This window comes from Hymenobacter profundi (genome assembly GCF_019334315.1).
GTDB classification, from domain to species: domain Bacteria; phylum Bacteroidota; class Bacteroidia; order Cytophagales; family Hymenobacteraceae; genus Hymenobacter; species Hymenobacter profundi.
The window spans coordinates 70368-88443 of record NZ_JAHWGL010000010.1 but is presented as its reverse complement, the minus strand read 5'-3'; the positions used below and the strand labels follow the sequence as shown (position 1 = coordinate 88443).

The 18076-nt window shown below is 58.9% G+C and carries 15 protein-coding genes; 8 read left to right on the top strand and 7 right to left on the bottom strand.

The window, feature by feature from the left end:
• Positions 1-97: 97 nt before the first annotated feature.
• Positions 98-868: a sulfite exporter TauE/SafE family protein gene (locus tag KYK14_RS04735; protein ID WP_185284069.1), complete on the bottom strand. Its 771-nt coding sequence runs from the start codon at positions 866-868 to the stop codon at positions 98-100.
• A gap of 141 nt (positions 869-1009) precedes the next feature.
• Here KYK14_RS04735 and KYK14_RS04730 point away from each other — a divergent pair, with 141 nt between their 5' ends.
• From KYK14_RS04730 to KYK14_RS04715, 4 genes are all read left to right on the top strand, one after another.
• Positions 1010-2608, top strand: a complete 1599-nt coding sequence (locus KYK14_RS04730) for an MDR family MFS transporter (protein WP_219157382.1) — start codon at positions 1010-1012, stop codon at positions 2606-2608.
• Between the two features lie 186 nt (positions 2609-2794).
• Entirely contained in the window at positions 2795-3835 is a 1041-nt protein-coding gene (locus tag KYK14_RS04725) for an LLM class flavin-dependent oxidoreductase (RefSeq protein ID WP_219157379.1), read from the top strand.
• 189 nt (positions 3836-4024) lie between these two features.
• Positions 4025-5053: a bile acid:sodium symporter family protein gene (locus tag KYK14_RS04720; RefSeq protein WP_219157376.1), complete on the top strand. Its 1029-nt coding sequence runs from the start codon at positions 4025-4027 to the stop codon at positions 5051-5053.
• 243 nt (positions 5054-5296) lie between these two features.
• Complete coding sequence (locus KYK14_RS04715) at positions 5297-5749, top strand: ankyrin repeat domain-containing protein (RefSeq protein WP_185284077.1); 453 nt, start codon at positions 5297-5299, stop codon at positions 5747-5749.
• A gap of 10 nt (positions 5750-5759) precedes the next feature.
• On the opposite strand, the gene KYK14_RS04710 is transcribed toward KYK14_RS04715, so the two are convergent.
• Positions 5760-7106, bottom strand: coding sequence for a PepSY-associated TM helix domain-containing protein (locus tag KYK14_RS04710; RefSeq protein WP_219157373.1), 1347 nt, complete (start codon positions 7104-7106; stop codon positions 5760-5762).
• A 294-nt stretch (positions 7107-7400) separates the two neighbouring features.
• Here KYK14_RS04710 and KYK14_RS04705 point away from each other — a divergent pair, with 294 nt between their 5' ends.
• Complete coding sequence (locus KYK14_RS04705; RefSeq protein ID WP_425514667.1) at positions 7401-9770, top strand: TonB-dependent siderophore receptor; 2370 nt, start codon at positions 7401-7403, stop codon at positions 9768-9770.
• Between the two features lie 106 nt (positions 9771-9876).
• A complete protein-coding gene (locus KYK14_RS04700; protein WP_219157366.1) occupies positions 9877-10713 on the top strand; it encodes an MIP/aquaporin family protein in 837 nt (278 codons plus the stop codon).
• Positions 10714-10866: 153 nt separating this feature from the next.
• Here the strand turns inward: KYK14_RS04700 and KYK14_RS04695 are convergent, their stop codons facing one another.
• On the bottom strand, positions 10867-11727 hold the full coding sequence (locus KYK14_RS04695) for an SDR family oxidoreductase (protein WP_219157363.1): 861 nt from the start codon (positions 11725-11727) through the stop codon (positions 10867-10869).
• A gap of 195 nt (positions 11728-11922) precedes the next feature.
• Between KYK14_RS04695 and KYK14_RS04690 the strand changes: the two genes are divergently transcribed.
• Entirely contained in the window at positions 11923-12261 is a 339-nt protein-coding gene (locus KYK14_RS04690; RefSeq protein WP_343217056.1) for a winged helix-turn-helix transcriptional regulator, read from the top strand.
• 39 nt (positions 12262-12300) lie between these two features.
• Here the strand turns inward: KYK14_RS04690 and KYK14_RS04685 are convergent, their stop codons facing one another.
• The 3 genes from KYK14_RS04685 to KYK14_RS04675 all read right to left on the bottom strand — a co-directional run bounded on the left by KYK14_RS04685 (position 12301) and on the right by KYK14_RS04675 (position 16541).
• Complete coding sequence (locus KYK14_RS04685; protein WP_219157358.1) at positions 12301-14760, bottom strand: M1 family aminopeptidase; 2460 nt, start codon at positions 14758-14760, stop codon at positions 12301-12303.
• Between the two features lie 97 nt (positions 14761-14857).
• On the bottom strand, positions 14858-15691 hold the full coding sequence (ygiD, locus tag KYK14_RS04680; RefSeq protein WP_185284084.1) for a 4,5-DOPA-extradiol-dioxygenase: 834 nt from the start codon (positions 15689-15691) through the stop codon (positions 14858-14860).
• Between the two features lie 253 nt (positions 15692-15944).
• The gene (locus KYK14_RS04675) at positions 15945-16541 is read right to left on the bottom strand and encodes an FMN-dependent NADH-azoreductase (RefSeq protein WP_185284085.1); all 597 of its coding nucleotides are present in this window, start codon (positions 16539-16541) and stop codon (positions 15945-15947) included.
• Positions 16542-16757: 216 nt separating this feature from the next.
• Here KYK14_RS04675 and KYK14_RS04670 point away from each other — a divergent pair, with 216 nt between their 5' ends.
• Positions 16758-17126: a winged helix-turn-helix transcriptional regulator gene (locus tag KYK14_RS04670; RefSeq protein ID WP_185284086.1), complete on the top strand. Its 369-nt coding sequence runs from the start codon at positions 16758-16760 to the stop codon at positions 17124-17126.
• Positions 17127-17165: 39 nt separating this feature from the next.
• Here KYK14_RS04670 and proC read toward each other — a convergent pair whose 3' ends face one another.
• A complete protein-coding gene (gene proC / locus KYK14_RS04665; protein WP_219157355.1) occupies positions 17166-17969 on the bottom strand; it encodes a pyrroline-5-carboxylate reductase in 804 nt (267 codons plus the stop codon).
• Positions 17970-18076 lie beyond the last annotated feature (107 nt).

Sequence of the window (18076 nt, the reverse complement as noted above, 5' to 3'; positions counted from 1 at the left end):
GCTACGCCAGTCGTTCAGCCGTAATAAGGTCCTTCGCAAGCTCAGGATGACACACAGTTTTTAACTCCTAAACTCACAACTTCACAAACTCACCACCTCATCCCCCAAACGTCTCCCAAGCCAGCTTCAGAATCACGCCGCTGACCACTACCAGAAACAGCACCCGCACGAAGCCTACCCCTTTTTTCAGGGCAAGGCGAGAACCTAGGGTGGCACCCAGCATATTGCAGGCGGCCATGGGTAAGGCCACGCGGTAGATGATTTGGCCGGTGAAGGCAAAGTAGGCAAGGCTGGTGAAGTTGGTGGCGGCATTCACCATTTTGGCTGAGCCGGAGGCCGTGAGAAAGTCGTAGCCGAACAGGCCCACGAACGTGAATAGCAGCATACTGCCCATGCCCGGCCCGAAAAAGCCATCGTAGAAGCCTAGCCCTACTCCCACCAGCACGCCGTAGAGCAGCTCGCGCTGGTGCGAAAGACGCGGGGCGTGCAGCTGCCCAAAATCCTTGCGCCAGAAGGTGTAGATGGCAATAACCACCAGCAGCCCCAACACCAGCGGCCGCACCAAGTCTTGCGGCAGATGGCTCACGGCGCGTGCCCCCAACAGTGCAAAAGCGCCCGCCGTGCCCGCTGCCAGCCCTACCACCCGCCACCGAATGGGCACCTGCCCAGCATAGCGGCGCAGGGCAATCAGCGTACCCATCATCGACGATACTTTGCCCGTACCCAGCACTGTGGGCACCGGCACGCCGGGGAGCAGCAGGAGCATAGCGGGCGTCTGAATCAGGCCGCCCCCGCCCACGATGGAATCAATGAAACCGGCCAGAAAGGCAAACCCGCACAGCAGGGCAATGGTACTTGTGGCAATCATGCGGGCGAAGATAGAGTTGATTAGCTATTAGCTGATAGCTCGAACAAAAGCTATTAGCTATTAGCCATCAGCTAATAGCTTCACTCTACCAACCTCCACGCACCGGGCGCGTACCTCTGCGGGAATCCTACCCTCCCCCGTATGACGGAGACCCTCTCCCACCGCGAAAAACTCCTGACGCTGGCCGGCGTGCTGCTGGCCATGTTCCTCGGCGCACTCGATCAAACTATTGTATCTACGGCCCTACCCCGCATCGTAGAAGACCTCAACGGCCTGGAGCGCTTCACGTGGGTGGCCACGGCCTACCTGGTGGCCAGCACTACGCTGGTGCCCATCTACGGCAAGCTGGCTGATATGTACCCGCGCCGTACGCTGGAAATCACGGTAGTCATTATTTTTCTGATCGGCTCGGTGCTGTGCGGATTGGCGGGCGAGTTTGGCCCCCTACCTCTGCTGGGCGACGGGATGAACCAGCTGGTCATTTTTCGGGGAATTCAGGGACTGGGCGGTGCGGGGCTGTTTGCGCTGGCGTTCATCATCATTGCCGACTTGTTTCCGCCGGCCGAGCGGGGCAAATACCAGGGGTACACGGGGGCCGTATTCGGCACGTCGTCGGTGCTGGGGCCCTTTCTGGGCGGCTTGCTTACCGACCACGGCACGGGTTGGATTCCGGGCGTGGCGGGCTGGCGCTTGGTGTTCTACGTGAACCTGCCGCTGGGCGCGCTGGCCCTGTGGTTTATTCTGACCTACATGCCCAAGCTGGCTCCGCAGGAAACTGGCAAACGCCTCGACTACCTGGCGGCCCTACTACTTCTGACGGGCTTGGTACCGCTGGTTATTGCCCTACAACTCAACAAGGCCACCTACGGCTGGACCTCTCCCCTCACGCTAGGGCTGCTGGTAGGGGCCGTTGTATCCCTCACGCTGTTTGTACTCCGGTCGTTGCGCTCCGACAATCCTATTTTAGCCTTTAGTCTGTTTGAAAATCCGGTATTTCGAGCAGCCAATGTGGCTATTTTTCTGTTAGGCGGGGCATTTTTGGGACTGGTGATTTTTGTGCCGCTGTTTATGGTGAACGTGCTGGGCGTATCTGCCACCAAGGCCGGTATCAGCCTGATTCCGCAGTCGTTGGGGGTGGTGACGGGCTCGGTGGTGGCCGGGCAGATGGTGTCGCGCTTCGGGCATTATAAGCGTTGGATGCTGGGGGGCGGCGTAGTATTGCTCGCGGGTCTGAGCCTACTTGCCACCATGCCCGCGGATGTATCTTATACCCGCGTGCTGGTCTACCTCGCCATCTGTGGTATCGGGTTAGGCCCTACCATGCCGCTCTACACACTGGCTATTCAGAATGCCGTGGAGCCGCCACTAATGGGTCAGGCCACCTCTGCTAGCCAGTTTTTCCGGCAGATTGGCGGCGCCATTACCACAGCCCTACTGGGTACGGTGCTCACGCTCACGCTGACCGAGGCCCTACCCGCCACGGCACAAACAGCCGCCGGCGCCGCCTCCCGCACGGCCGCTACCACCACCGATAGCCCTACCCTGTCGCCGGAGCTAGCCAGCGCACCTACCGCCGCCGGCCCAACGCCGGTAGTACGTGCAGCGTTTTCCAAAGCCATTCACCGGGTATACCTGGTGGTGATTGTACTGGCCGCGCTGGGCTGGGCAGCCACGTGGTTTGTGCCCGAAAGGCCCCTCCGCAAAACCAATGAGGTGAGTGAGCCGGCACTGGCCGAGTAGAACTTTGGGTGGGGCTGGTTGTTAGTAAGTTCGATAGAGAAACTCTCATCCTGCGCTTGCGAAGGACCTTATCCCGTTGACCAATAGGTGCTGATGACTCGTTCTGCCGTGCAAAGGTCCTTCGCAAGCGCAGGATGACAGACGTTTCTCTGACAACTATTCCCTAACAACTGACAACTATCTTATATGAAAACGCCTTCTTCTATCCGTCTGAGCGTGCTCGACCAGTCGCCGGTGCGGCAGGGCGGCACGGCCCGGCAGGCCCTGCTCGAAACGGTGCAGCTGGCCCAACACGCCGAGGCCCTGGGCTACACCCGCTTCTGGGTGTCGGAGCACCATAATTCGGAGTCGCTGGCGGGCACTACTCCCGAGGTGCTCATGGCCCATTTGGCGGGTCAGACCAAGCACATTCGTATTGGTTCGGGTGGGGTAATGCTGCCGCATTACTCAGCCCTGAAGGTGGCCGAAAACTTTCGCCTGCTCGAAGGCCTGTTCCCCAATCGCATCGACCTGGGAATAGGTAGGGCACCCGGTGCCGACCGCCTCACGGCGCAGGTGCTCAACCCCAGCAATCAGTTCAGCGAACAGGATTTCATCGAGCAACTCATGGACCTGGACCGCTACCTCACTGACCGCGCCGACCCAGAAACCATCCAAACCAAAATCAAAGCCGCCCCGCTGATAGATACCGTGCCGGAACTGTGGCTACTGAGCAGCAGTGGGCAAAGCGGCTTGTTTGCGGCGTATCTGGGCATGGCCTTCACCTTCGCCCACTTCATCAACCCCCACGGCGGCCCCGAGGCGGTGCAACAGTACCGCGAGAAGTTCCGGCCCTCCTTGCGCCTACCCAAGCCCGCAGCCAGCATGGCCATCTTCGTGCTTTGCGCCGATACCGAGGAAAAAGCCCAGGAGCTAGAAGACACCCTGGCCCTGCAAATGACCCTGCTCGAAACCGGCATGCGCGGCCCTACGCCACCCTACGCTACCGTGCGCGACTACCCCCTGGCGCCTGCCCAGCGCGCCCGTCTGGAATACAACCGCCAGCGCATGGTAAGCGGCACGCCCCTTCAGGTGAAAATGCAGCTGGAAAAGCTGGCCGCCGAATACGGCGTAGACGAAATCATGGCTGTTACCATCACCTACGACTTTCAGGACCGGCTCCGGTCGTATGAGTTACTGGCCGAGGCATTCGCGTTGCAGCCAGCCGCGGCGCCAGCACTGGTTTAGCCTCCAATCAACAGGCCCGATGCCAATGCATCGGGCCTGTTTCGTGAATGTCTTATCGATGGGTGGTGTCCTCGTTGTGTTTCAGAATACCAGTAGTACATCACTCTACCCAGCACTTATCTAATAGAATTCTAATAGCAGCCCCCTTATAGCTGTAGTACTTTTGCCGGTATACTAGCTTCTCCTTACATGTCCCAACCAGCTCCCACGCCGACCCCTCCTACTGGCTTTTCTGCCCTGCTAGCCCGCATCGCCAGCGAGTGGTTTTTATTAGGTCTAGCTGGCGTGGTGTTGCTTGCCTACCTTTTTCCAAATGCTGGCAGCGACGCCAGTCCCCTACCCTGGCACACCATCAAAACGGTGGGCGTGAGCATCATTTTCTTTGCGTATGGTCTGCGCCTGAGCCCGGCCAAGCTGAAAACCGGCATGCGCAACTGGCAGCTTCACTTGGTTACGCAGCTAACTACCTTCGCGCTTTTTCCGCTGCTGGCGCTGGCCGTACGGCCCTTTTTCACGGGTGCAGAGGGCGCGTTGCTTTGGCAAAGCATCTTCTTCCTGTGTGCCCTGCCCAGCACAGTTTCTACCTCGGTGGTGATGGTGAGCATTGCGCAGGGCAACATTCCGGCGGCTATTTTCAATGCCACGCTGTCGGGGTTGCTGGGCATTGCACTGACCCCGCTGCTTACCGGGCTGGTGCTGCAAACCAGCACCGTTGGCATTCCGCTGCAAGAGCTGATACTGGATTTGGTTGGGCAGGTGATTGTGCCCGTGGCGGCTGGCGTGCTGCTAAACCGCTGGCTGGGCGCATTTGCCGAGCGCAATGGCAAGCTGCTGCGCATTTCCGATCAGGTGATTATCCTACTGATCGTCTTTACAGCATTTTGCGAATCCTTTGCCGAGGGCGTGTTCAGTAGCTATGCCTTGCAAGATGTAGTGGGCCTAAGCTTGGGTATGGTAGGGTTGTACTTCGCCGTATTTGGAATTGTATGGGGAGTGAGTGGCCTATTGGGTTTTCCGCGCGAAGACCGGATTACGGCCGTTTTTTGCGGTTCTAAAAAATCATTGGTTCACGGCAGCGTATTCGCCAGCCTGCTGTTTCCGGGGGCGGCTGCCGGGGCCTTACTGCTTCCGCTGATGCTATATCACGCGTTGCAAATCATTGTGGCGAGTACCATGGCGCAGCGCATGGGGAAACGAGCAGTCATTTCCGTCGTGTGAACACAAAGAGCGTGTAACACGCATCGCGTGCAGTAGTAGCCAAATTGCTCTTGTCAGAGACTCTATTTTGTATCGTTATAGCTACCTCTAACTTCAAAAAATTTAATTTTTATCTAATAACGAGTGCTTTATTACGCGGTGAAACATGATTTTCAGTAGATCTATCAGTTCGCGCACAATTTTTGGTTACGCCTCGCGCTTACCTACTGTTTTTGGTCGACCGATTTTTCTATTCGCTTTCTCATGCGCAAACTTTTCCTTACGCTATTAGTATCCCTGACGCTTGTAAGTATTGCCTCTGCACAAACGCCAGCCAAAGACTTATACACCGCAGTTCTCAAGAATAAGTCGGCTGAGGTAGAAGCGCTGCTTACCAGCGGGGCCGATGCCAACGCTTCCGTAGAGATGGTACCGGGTTTCCCGACCACCTATCTGATTATCGCAGCCGGGCAAAACCACCTCGATATTGTGAAAAGCCTGCTCCAACACAAGGCTTCGGTAAACAAAGCAGATAACTTTCGGAATACGCCCCTGATGGCTGCCGCCGCCAAAGGCCATGTTCAGGTAGTGCAACTATTGCTCGCTAGCGGCGCCGACGCCAAGATGCAGGACGACGACGGCAAGAACGCCTTGGCACTTGCCAAAGAGGGCAACCACGCTGCCGTAGTTGCCCTCCTCGAACCCAAAACCAAGTAACGCTAAGGCGCTACGCCGGCCGGCCTACCACTGCTGGTTGCCCAATAGCCGCTGACCGCCCAATAGAACGCCGATTGCTTTTCTGCCGCTTGTTCAGCCAGATAATTACCCCCGTAATGGGTAGGCTGGTGGCGATTAAGCAAGCCAGAAAATACAGAATCTTGGAAAAGGTGCCTGCTACCTCGCCCGTGTGCAGGGGTTTGATGAGGCTAGTCAGTTGCTCATTGAAGGGCTTGGCGGCGAAGATATCGGCCTTGAGCACGGTGCCGCTATACTGGTCCAGCGTGAGGCGGTCGGTGCCGGCCAGGGCAAAGAAGCCCGTTTTTGTTTTTTGAACACTAGCCGAGCCTTCCGGGCCTTTGGGTAGGGTCAGGCGTACATCGCCGGGGTAGGCCAACTGGCGGTTGGCCAAGGCTAGGTAGTCGTCGGCGGAGAGGGTGCGGCCAGTGGTGGCGGGCACGGCCGAAGGCAGCGGCTTCTCGCCCCTTCCCCCAAATACTTTGGCGCCCAACAAGCTGCTTAGGCCATCGCGGTACCACTCAAACGACCAGCACAGGCCCGTCAGCGACATCACTGTGAGCAGGCCCAGCGCGTAGAATCCCAGTGTATTATGCAGATCGTGGTTGAGGCGCTTACGGCTTGCGTTGGTTTTAATGACGAAGCCGGGCCGCCACATTTTCCATTTGCTCCACTGCTTTAGCTTAGCCGGCGCCCACAACACCAGCCCGGTTAGCTGCAACACCACAAAAATCAGTGTGGCAGTTCCTACCAGTATCTGGCCCACGCCCCCTTCAATCAGCAGCCAGCGGTGCAGGCCCATCACGCCCATAAAGAACTTGGACAGGCCGGTTTCGGTGTTGCCTTGCACGGCGGCGGTGTAGGGATTCACGAGCAGCGTCTGCGAGTCCTGGTTGCCGCGCTTGCCGCGCTTGCCGCCTTTGCCACCCCGGCTCTCCTTGCCGCCGCCACCCCGGTGACCTTCACGGCTGGGCTTACTCCCTGCTTGTTGCTCCGCCTTTTCCTCGGCTTGCTGGCGCGCCAGGGCTTTCCGGGTAGTCAGCGAGAAGGCCCAGGCCCGCTCGGAGTCGGCGGGAATGCTTAGGGCTACCACTTTGCTGGCTGGGTAGGCTTGCTCCAAGCGGCTTACCAGAGTAGAGGCCGGCAGCGGCTGCCCGGCGGCGGGCGGAGTTACATGGTAGGCATCTGCCTCCACGGCCTGTGTAATTTCGGTGCGGAAGGTATAGAGGGTGCCGCTCAGACACACAATGAACAGGATAAGGCCGCTACCTACCCCCAACCATAGGTGAATGTCTAGGATAAACTTGCGTAGCGTGTAACCACTTTTCTCAGTTGTCACGGGAAATGGAATGAAGGGTAGGAAATGAATAAGGAAGAAGGCGACGCTAATTTAGATTAATTATAAATTAAATCGCTACGTGTGGGAGCCATCTTTTCCGCATACTCGCTCTTCATGGGTCAAGCGTTTCATTATTCAATTTTACCTCTTATTTAGAAATAATAAAAATAGACTAAGGCTTATTTGTTTTAATTCTAATTTAGAAGTTGCTTTGCCAATATTTTGAATCATTACAAATAAGGTATGACAACACGTCTCCTCTTCCTCCCTTTGTTTCTTGGCCTTTCGTTTCCTGTGGATACTTTGGCGCAGTCTATACCGCGTACGGCAGCTCGCCAAGTGCAACAGGAAACCGGAACGCTAACCGGCCAGATACGGCTAGCCGACGGGCAAGCTGCGGAATCGGTGGCAGTGCTTGTGCAGGGCACCTCGCTAGGCACGAATACGGATGCAGACGGGCGTTTTCGCCTGCAGGCGCCTGCGGGCTGGCTGACGGTAGCTGTTACCCACGTAGGCTATGTAACTCAACTACTGACGGTGGAAGTGAAAGCCGGTCAGGCCGTTGCGATGGCCCCACTAACGCTGGCAAAAGACCAACGCCAGCTTTCGGAGGTGACTGTGACGGGCAACCGCACCATCAACGAGAAACCTGTGGCCGTAGGCAAGCTGCCGGTACGCCCGCTAGACCTGCCCCAGAGCATCGTCACCATCAACCAGCAGGTGCTGGAGCAGCAGCAGGTGCTGCGCATCAGTGATGCGCTGGCCAACGTGAGTGGCGTGTACGTGATGGGTACCACCGGCGGCACCCAGGAAGAACTGGCCAGCCGGGGCTTCTCGATGGGCAGCAACAACACCTTCAAAAACGGCGTGCGCTACAACAACGGCGCGCTGCCGGAAGCCACGGCTTTGGAAAGCTTCGAGGTGATGAAGGGTAGCAACGCTATTCTGTACGGCAACGTGGCGGCTGGCGGTATTATCAATCTAGTCACCAAAAAGCCCCGTTTCGAGCAGGGCGGGCAGGTAGGGATGCGCGTGGGCAGCTACGATTTCTACAAGCCGTTTTTGGATGTATACGGCGCCGTGAACAGCTCCGAGCATGTGGCCTACCGCGTGAATGCGACCTACGAAAACGCCCGCAGCTTCCGGCAGGGCGTGTCGTCGAGCCGCTTCTACGTGAATCCATCGCTGCTTTTCAAGGTAGGCGAGAAAACGGATTTGCTGGTGGAAGGCGACTACCTCCACGACGAGCGCACCCCTGACTACGGCATTGGCACCATCAACTACCGCATTGTGGACGTGCCGCGCAGCCGCTTCCTGGGGGCCAATTGGGCGTATAACAACACCGACCAGACCAGCCTCACCACTACCCTCACCCACCGCCTTTCCGACCGCTGGCAAGTGCGCCTGATTGGCGGCTACCAAGGCTACGACAACGACCAGCGCAGCACTTCCCGTCCCATTGGAGTGCTCGAAAACGGCGACTGGAGCCGCAACGCCCAAGGCAGCCAGACTATGCAGGACTACTTTCTGGGTGAGCTGGACGTAACGGGCAAGTTCAAAACGTTCTTCCTCAGCCACGCTGTGCTGGTAGGCATGGATGCCGATAAGTACAACACCACTACGCCCTCCTATACGGCCGTAGCCTACGACAAAATCAATATCCTGGACTTGGACAAGTACACGCAGCGTGGCGACCTGCCGGCCCTATCGCTGGCCTCGCGTAATAATACTCCCATTCGGCGGGTAGGGGCCTACGTGCAGGATTTGATCAGCGTGGACGAAAAAGTGAAGATACTGGCCGGCGTGCGCTATACGTATCAGGAAACCGGCACGAAGTCGCTGTCATACAAGGACTACTCCGTGACGCAGAGCAAGCGCTACGACGACGCTTTTTCGCCGCGCCTGGGCCTGGTATATCAGCCCATCAAGACCAGCTCCATCTTTGCTTCCTACTCCAACTCGTTTGTGCTGAACTCGGGTATTAGTCAAACTGGCGGTGCGCTGCCACCGTCCACCCTCAATCAGTTTGAGGTAGGCGTGAAAAACGACCTGCTCAACGGGGCCGTGTCGGCCAACGTGACGGCCTACCACATCGTGAACGACGGACAGGTACAGACCATTCTGCAAAACAGCCCGCGCTTTAATCCAGATTTTCCCAATGCTCAAGAATTGGCGGGTGAAGTGACCAGCAAGGGCTTAGAAGTGGACATTCTTAGCAAGCCCTATAAAGGCTGGTCGCTGATTGGGGGCTATAGCTACAACCACACCTCCTACACCAAGAGCAACATCTACGAGGTAGGAAGCCTGCTGCGCTACAACCCCAACCACACGGCCAACCTGAGCGTGTTCTACACCCTCGACCACTCCACGCTGCGCGGGCTGCAAGCCGGCTTCACGGCCTACTACGTGGGCGAGCGGCAGGCAGGCCGCAACACCCGCCTGGTTGGCAGCAACGGCCAGCCCATCAACGACACGTTTCAGCTGATTCCGCTGCCTGGCTACACGCAGTTTGATGCGTCGGTGGGCTATGCCTACCAGCGCCTCACGCTGCGCCTGAAGCTTTCCAACCTGCTCGACAAGCTCAGCTATAACGCCCACGACGACAACAGCATCAACCCCATTGCGCCGCGCCAGCTGGCCGCCACGCTCACCTACCAATTGTAAAAAATCGCGGCAGCTCCTCCCAAAGCAAAGCCCGACCGTAGCGACGCCAACACTTTAACCGGGGCTGCGTTAAGCGAATACTATTTGCTTAACGCAGCCCCGGTTTATGTCCACCTCCACTTCTGGCCTGCTCGCTACCCTCCGGCGCCATTGGACCTACTATGTAGCGGAAGCAGCCGGAGCGGCCACGTTTATCATTGTGGCGTCGTGCGCGGCGGTGGTGGTGCAACACCCTACCTCGCCAGTGCGGCAGTGGCTGGGCGACAATGAGTTGCTGCGCCACGTGGTACTGGGCCTACCCATTGGCCTAGCCGTGGCCCTCATGACGTATAGCGCCTGGGGGCAGCGCTCGGGGGCGCACCTCAACCCGGCCGTCACGCTGGCGTTCTGGCAGTTGGGTAGCCTCAGCGCCACCGACACGTTTTGGTACGTAGTGTTTCAGTTTGGGGGCGCTCTGACCGGCGGCTTCCTGATGGAGCAGGTACTGGCGCCTTGGTATACTCACCCAGACATCAAGCAAAACGTGACGGTGCCCGGCGACTGGGGCGTGGGTGTGGCACTGCTGGCCGAAGCCACTATTTCGGCCTTTTTCATGTTTGTGCTGCTCTGGGCGCTGCACTCCGAGCAGCGGCGCAAGTACGCCGGCTGGCTGCTGGCCGGCTTGCTGGCCCTCTACATTGCCTTCGAAACGCCGCTTTCAGGGATGAGCCTGAACCCCGCCCGGTCGCTGGGCACAGCCGTAGCGGCTGGCAATTTCACGGGGCTGTGGGTGTATTTTGTGGCGCCCATTGCCTCTATGTGGCTGGTGGCGGTGCTCTTTCAGCGCTATTACCACGGCGCGACATTTGAATGCGCCGTTTTGGCCGGCTGCGCCACCCCTGCCGAAGCCGGTCCGTATGCCCGGCAACAGCCCCAGTTTCCCGATCCGCAGGGCGACGAGTAGGTGCTGGTTCTTCCTCCCCTATCTACCCGCTTGGGCTAGAACAGGCGGTACAGTGACGTGACCTAACGCCTCTCTACATTACGCAAACGGCCTCCGTTTTTACCTTACAGAGTAAAGTAAAAATGGAGGCCGTTTGCTGAATAATTCTGCTGTTTACTTACCGTAAACGCCCGTCAGGAACGTTTTCAAGTCGGTGGGGCGGCGGCCCAGTAGTTGCTCCAGGGTAGGGCTGCTGAGGTTGAACTCATCGGCCGCCATGGCTTTTGATAAGCCGACCATCATCATCACTACGGGTTCGGGCACGTGGTGCTCGCGCATGCCGGCAGCCAGGGCTTCCGGCGTAATGGGCACATACTGCACGGGCTGACCGGCAACCTCGCTCAGCGTAGCCGCAACATCCTGAAAGGAATAGGCCGGCGCGGGCGCCAGGTCGTACGTCTGGTTGTTGTGGCCGGGGGAAGCTAAAATAGTGGCCGTGGCTTCGGCCAGGTCCTGGCGGAGCGCGTAGCTTACTTTGCCCTCGCCAGCTGCGGCGAAGAGCTGGCCGCTGGGTAGGGCGTTTTCGCCAATCATCATCGGCAGAATGTCCAGGTACAGCGTATTGCGTAGCAGCGTGTATGTCAGCCCCGACTCTTTGAGGTAGGCCTCGGTAGCTACGTGGCTGGGCGAAGCGCCGAAGTGCGAATCGGCCGAAGGATTGATAACGCTGGTATACAGCACGTGGCGCACGCCCGCTGCTTTGGCCGCGTCAATCACGTTTTTGTGCTGTTGCAAGCGGTTTTCCAAGTCGTCACCAGAAATTAGCAGCACCTTCTCCGCGCCTTGAAAGGCAACTTGCAGCGTGGCGGGGGCGTTGTAGTCGCCCTGTCGCACCTGTATGTCCTGGGCACTTAGGTCGGTGGCTTTTTGCAGGTTCCGCACCAAGGCAATTAATTGGTTAGCAGGAACTTTAGACAATAAGGCGTTGAGGGTGGCCCGGCCTAGGTGGCCGGTAGCTCCGGTGATGGCAATCATGGGCTTGGTTCTTTTAAGTACAATAGTTACTTTTAGTAACTCAAAACTAGTAGACGCGTTTTGCGTCCGCAAGAAGGCATTTACTTCTTCCTAAGGCACATGCACGTAACTATCACTGAAAATCAGCCAATTACTTTTCAAGCTGAGGCAAAAAAAATTTTACAGAATATCCAAACGGCTACCAGCATCTGCCCCGTGCGCCACGTCTTAGACCGCATCGGCGATAAGTGGTCCTTTCTCTGCATCCTGCACCTGGGCGCCGCCGACACGCTGCGATTCAACGAGTTGCGCAAGCAAATCGGCGATGTATCGCAGCGGATGCTCACCGTCACGCTCCGCTCCCTGGAAGCCGACGGCCTGGTGCAGCGTCACGTGTACGCCGAGGTGCCGCCCCGCGTAGAATACCAGCTCACGCCGCTGGGCCACAGCCTGCTCGTAGCCTTCTCAGGACTTGGCACCTGGGCCAATGCGCACGCCCAGGAAGTAGCCCAAGCCCGGCAGGCATTTGCGTCGCGGGAGAAAGGCGAGGGGTAGAAACCTGACCAAAAATTGGTTTTTTCGCCCTACCCTCGCCTACGCTGCTTCGATTTCCGCTACGGCCTGCGCTACCAGTGTGGCTGCAAGCGCCGCGTTAGGGCGGCCGGCCTGGCGCTGCTGAATCTGGCGGAGTAGGCCAATCAGCCGCTTGAAATCCAGGTAGGGTTTGAAACCCACCGTCAGGTCTTTGATGCGGGAGATGCCTTCGGTCAGGGCGGTAGGGTCGTCGAGGCGGCCTAGTATTTCGCTCAGGCCGGGTAGCATTTCGAGGCGGTTTATGGGGGTAGCGGCGTCGTACTTTGCCCGCATCAGGGGCCATTGCGCCAAGGTGCCTACCTGGCCGTATACCTGCACCAGGGCTATTGTGAGGACACCCGTATTGTCGGCTTCCAAAGCCAACGCGCGGGTCAGAGCCAGCTTCGGATTCAGCGGCAACAGCCCTTGCAGCGCCGCCCCCTGCACCCGGTACGACAGACCTTCCAGGGCCTGCACAAACAGCGGGGCGTATTGCTTTTCCTTGAGCGAGCCCAAGGCCAGCAGCGCCGCTGCCCGCACCTGCACCGACGAATCGGTAGTGGCGAGCCTGCGTAGCGTGGGCGTGGCCGCTTTGCGCAAATCCGCCTGCTGGAGCGCCAGGGCTTCGATAGCAAACTGGCGCAGTACCGGCGACTGATCGGCCAGGCCGGCTACCAACAGCTGTTGGGCCACCGGCTGGATAATTTGCTTTTGGGCGGCCGCCAGGGCCTCGCGACGGTCGAGGTAGCGCGGGGCGTGGCGGAACTGGTAGGCGAAGGCGGCCAGCGGCTTGTTGTCGGTTTTCTGCCAGACCAGCACCTTTTCGGCATCCACGTTCACCAAATCCGGCTTGCTGGCCGACGGAAAGCGGAAGGTTTCGGCGGCCTTCCGCACGGTAATGTGGTGGCGCGTGGGCTTGCCATCAGCATACAGATCTACGGCCAGCGGCAGTTGAAAGGCCGGCCCCGGCTGGGTTTGCCTGATGGTGACTTGCTGCTCCTTCCGAGCCGCATCCCAGGCGTAGTCAATCGTGACAATGGGGTGGCCGGCGCGGTAGTACCACTGGTTGAAAAACCAGTTCAGATCCTGCCCCGATGCCTCTTCCAGGGCCAGCCGCAACTGCTGCGCCTCGCCGGTTCCGAAAGCGTTTTGGGTCAGGTAGCGCTGCAAGCCCTTAAAAAACACTTCTTCCCCCAGGTAGCTACGCAGCATGTTCAGGATGCTACCGCCCTTTTGGTAGCTCACCCCGTCGAACATGTCTTCCTTGTCGGCGTAGGTGAAGCGCACGAGCGGCTTGGCATAGTTGCCGGCGCTGCTCAGGTAGTTGCGCAGGCTGCGGTCGGCCTGGGCGGCGCCAGCATCGGGGCCGTGGGCGTGCTCGGCCCACAGCACCTCCGAGAAATTGGCAAACGACTCGTTCATGGTCAGGTTACTCCAGCTCTCGGCCGTCACGTAGTCGCCAAACCACTGATGAAACAGCTCGTGGGCTATTTCGCGCTCCACATCGGCGTACTCCCAATCCAGCTGCTCGCGGGCGGTGCCCTGGGCGTGCGGTCCATATAAGGAAGCCGTGGTATTTTCCATCGCCCCACTCACGTAGTCGCGCACCACCACCTGGGCGTACTTCTGCCACGGAAACGCCACGCCCAAACGCTCAGAAAAAAACTCCAGCATGCGGGGCGTCTGCCCGAAAATGGCGCGGGCCTGCGCGGCGTACCGCGGCTCCAAGTAGTAGCTCACCTCCTTGCCGCGCCAGGTATCGGTGGTTTTTTGGAAGTCGCCCACAGCCAGCATAAACAGGTAGGGCGCGTGGGGCTGCGCCATTTTCCAAGTGTCGCGGCGCAGGCCGGGGCCGGCGGGTACTTGGCTCACCAGCAGGCCATTGCTGAGGGTAGCGTACCGGGCGGGCACCGTCAGACTGATTTCGGAGGTAGACTTCTGGTTGGGCTTGTCGATGGTTGGGAACCAGGCCGAGTTGGCTTCCGTCTCGCCCTGCGTCCAGATTTGCACGGGCTTGCCGGCCTCCGCGCTGTCGGGGTTGATGAAGTAGAGGCCCTTGGCATCCCGAATAGCCGCCGAGCCCTTCGCGTGCAGCCCGTCGGGTTTGGCCGTGTACTCGATGTAGATGGTATACGCCTCCCCCGCCGGTACCCTTCGCCCCAACCGAATCAGCAAGTGTTGTTGGTTGTAGTCGTATTGGAGTGGCTGTTGCTTCTCCCCCTTCATCAGGGCCACTGCCTGAATATCCATGCCCTGCGCATCCAACCGCAGCGAGTCGGTGGCGTAGGCGTGCGGCTTTAGCGTTAGCCATTCTTTGCCGTAGGCGTAGCGCTTGGCGTAGTCGAACCGCAGGTCCAGCCGCGTGTGCACCAGTTCGTTGACTTTGCGAGGCGTGGCGCGATACACGGTATCAGTCGGTTGCTGGGCAACCGCCGGGGTAGCAACGGCAAAGGCGAGCAGCAGCAGAAGTAGATTTCGCATCAGGTGCACAAGATGAATAGACTTGTGCTATGGTAGATGTACGGCCGGCGCAGAGGGTTGCCTGTCCACTCGGGTAGCCAGCACTAGAACGCCGCCCCTACCCTACCACAAACGTGCGCATGCTCATCCCACCAAAGCTCACCTCCTCGAAGGCGTGCCGGATATCGTCGTCGGCTTCGGCTAGGGCCAGGCTGTAGAGCATCGGGATGTAGTGGTCGGGGGTAGGCACGGCGAGGGAACCGGCGGCGCCGGCCTGCTGGTAGTGTGCCAGCGCCAACAGGTCGCGCTGATCGATTTTCTGCTTGGCCCAGGCGTCAAACTCCGCGGCCCAGGCGTGGGGCGCGGGGTTGTTGTGCAGGAAGTGGGGCATGCTCTGACGGAGGTTGTGCACAATGTTGCCGCTGCCTACCACCAGCACCCCGCGCCGGCGCAGAAATTGGAGCTGCCGGGCCAGCTCGGCGTGGAAGGTGAGCGGCCGGCCGTAGTCAATGCTGAGCTGAAACACCGGAATATCTGCCTCCGGAAACAAGTGGTGCAGCACCGTCCAGGTGCCGTGGTCGAGGCCCCACTCGTCGGTGGGGTGGGCGTCGGGTAGGGCGGCCAGCACCTCCTGGGCCACGTCAGGTGCGCCGGGCGCGGGGTATTGCATGGCAAACAGCTCGTCGGGAAAGCCGCCGAAGTCGTGGATGGTTTCGGGCCGCTCGTTCACGGCCACGTAGGTGCCGCGCGTGAGCCAATGCGCCGACACCACCAGCACCGCCCGCGGCGGTTGCCGGTTTCGGATATCCCTACCCAGCTGGTGCAGGGTTTGGGTGAAGGGGTTATCGGCCAGCGCGTTCATGGGCGAGCCGTGCCCCACGAAAAGCACCGGCATTTTATCGGTTTTCTGAAACGCGGAAGCGGTTTTGTGGAGGTCTTGCAGAGAGTTCATGGCAAAGGCGAAGGGGTGGTAGCGCTGGGTTTTCCGGGAATCTTACTACTATCCGAGGGCAGCGTTGACTTGCAACAACAGTACCGCGTCCGTAGCAGCAGAACCCTAATTATAGGGTAGGAACAAGGCCAGCTATTTCACTTAAGATAACAATCTAATGAGGCAAACTGCGCAAAATCATTCAGCCATTACCTCAGGCGAGGCGCCCCAGCCCAGCGGCCGTCGGGTTGGTACGCCTCGCCTGAGGTAATGGCTAGACGGCCACGCTATCTAGGCCTTTTTGCAGGGCTTGGGCCTGAAATTCGGGTAGCTTCACGCCCTCGGCGCGGGCTACGGTTATGTCGGTCATACCCAGGAACCCGAGCATCCAGCGTAGGTAGGGCGTAGCAAAATCGTAGGGCTGCATGGGTCCCTCGGAGTAGATGCCGCCACTGGCTACGGCCAGGTACACCCGCTTATCCGTTATCAGTCCCTCCGGGCCGGTAGGCGTGTAGCGGAACGTGATGCCCGCCCGCGTCAGGTGGTCGAGCCACGATTTCAGCGACGAAGCAATGGAGAAGTTATAAAACGGCACTCCAATGACCAGCACATCGGCAGCGAGTACCTCCGCAATGGCCTCATCGGAGTGGCGCACGGCCTGCTGCTGCTCCGTCGAACGCGCCTCAACCGGTGTGAAATAGGCTTGCAGATGGGCTTCTTCCAGGTGAGGAAACGGATTCTTAGCCAGGTTGCGTACTACCACGGAGCTACCAGGATGCGCCGCGCGTAGCTTGTCGATAATTCCCTGGCTGAGTTGGGTGCTGTACGACTCGGCCCCGCGGGCGCTGGAAATAATTTGCAGGATCTGCATAGGAAAAAAGGTAAAATGAGGAAGAAAAAACGATGCGAAAACGGGCAGCATCTACCCACCCTGTTTCGACGTACCACTGGTACTCTGGTTTCCTCAAGTAATCAGCTACCCTTTTGTTTGCTCTCCGTAGAAGTTGCAGATTACGCCCTCGTAACCTGATTTCCGGTAGGTAATCAGCTGTTTTTCTTCCAAATCACAATTTTTCTTTACTCTACTATGCTCAAGCATAACGCCGCGGAATGCACCCACACCATAGAAGGATTACGTAGCGCGCTGACCGTGTTCAGCGGCAAATGGAAGCTGCAAATAATCGTAGCGCTGCTCTCAGGTGTGCATCACTTCCGGGGCCTGGAGCGCAGTATTCCGGGTATCTCCACGAAAGTGCTGGCCAAGGAGCTCAAGGACTTAGAAGCCCACCAGCTCCTTGCGCGCACGGTGCATCCCGGCCCGCCGGTTGTAGTCGAATACCAAGCGCTGCCCTATGCCAGCACGCTTGAGCCCGTTATCAGCATCCTAAAAGACTGGGGAAATGCGCATCAGCTTCGATTAGATGCTGCCTCGGCTGCCCATACACAGGAAGTATAGGCTAGGCAAGCCGAGTGGGAATGGTATGTATCCTGTACCCTACCCTTTCGACAGCTCCCCCGCCCGGCGCTCGGCCGCGCTAATTCCCCCAATCAGCGCCCCCGCCAAATCCCGCTCCCCGAATACCGTGAGGGCCGCCTCCGTGGTGCCGCCCTTCGAGGCTACGGCCTTAATCAACTCATCCAGCGACTTTTCGGAGTTGTTGAGCAAGTGGAAGGAGCCCAACATCGTTTGCTTCACCAACTGCGCGGCCAGGGCCTCGTCGAAACCCAGCTGGCGGCCGGCCTCAATCATGGCCCGCACGATGTAGAAGAAGTAGGCTGGTCCGCTGCCGCTCACGGCCGTGGCAGCGTCGAGTAGGTTTTCCTGCTCTAGAAACACGGCCCGCCCGGTGGAGTTAATTAGGTTTTCCACCTGCCGGATTTGCCGCACCGTCAGGCCCTCGGCGGCGGCGTAGGCCGTCATGCCCAGCCCGATGAGAGCCGGCGTATTGGGCATGGCCCGAATGATGAGGGGGTGCGCCAGCTCCTGCTGCAACCGCGCAATGGGGATGCCGGCCATGATGGACAGCACCATCTGATGGGGCTGTACCACATCGCGCAGTTCCCGCGCTACCGCGCTGAAATCCTGGGGCTTCACGGCCACAATCACCAGATCGTACAGGCCTACCTCCTGCGTGATGCCCAGCACCACGCGCCCAGCCTGCCTACCTTCCAGCTCCGTCTGCCGGGCCGGGCTCCTGGCCACCAACAGCATGTTTTCGGGCTTCACCAGGTTGTTTTGCAGGAAGGATTTGGCGTAGGCCATGCCCATGTTGCCGCATCCAATAATTGCTACGCGCATTGCTGTGAGGGTGGAAGGTTGGATTCACAAGGTAGGAAACGTTGTCGTCGTACTCACCAGAACACACCAAAACGTCATTTCGACCAGCGGGAGAAATCTCGCGTGCT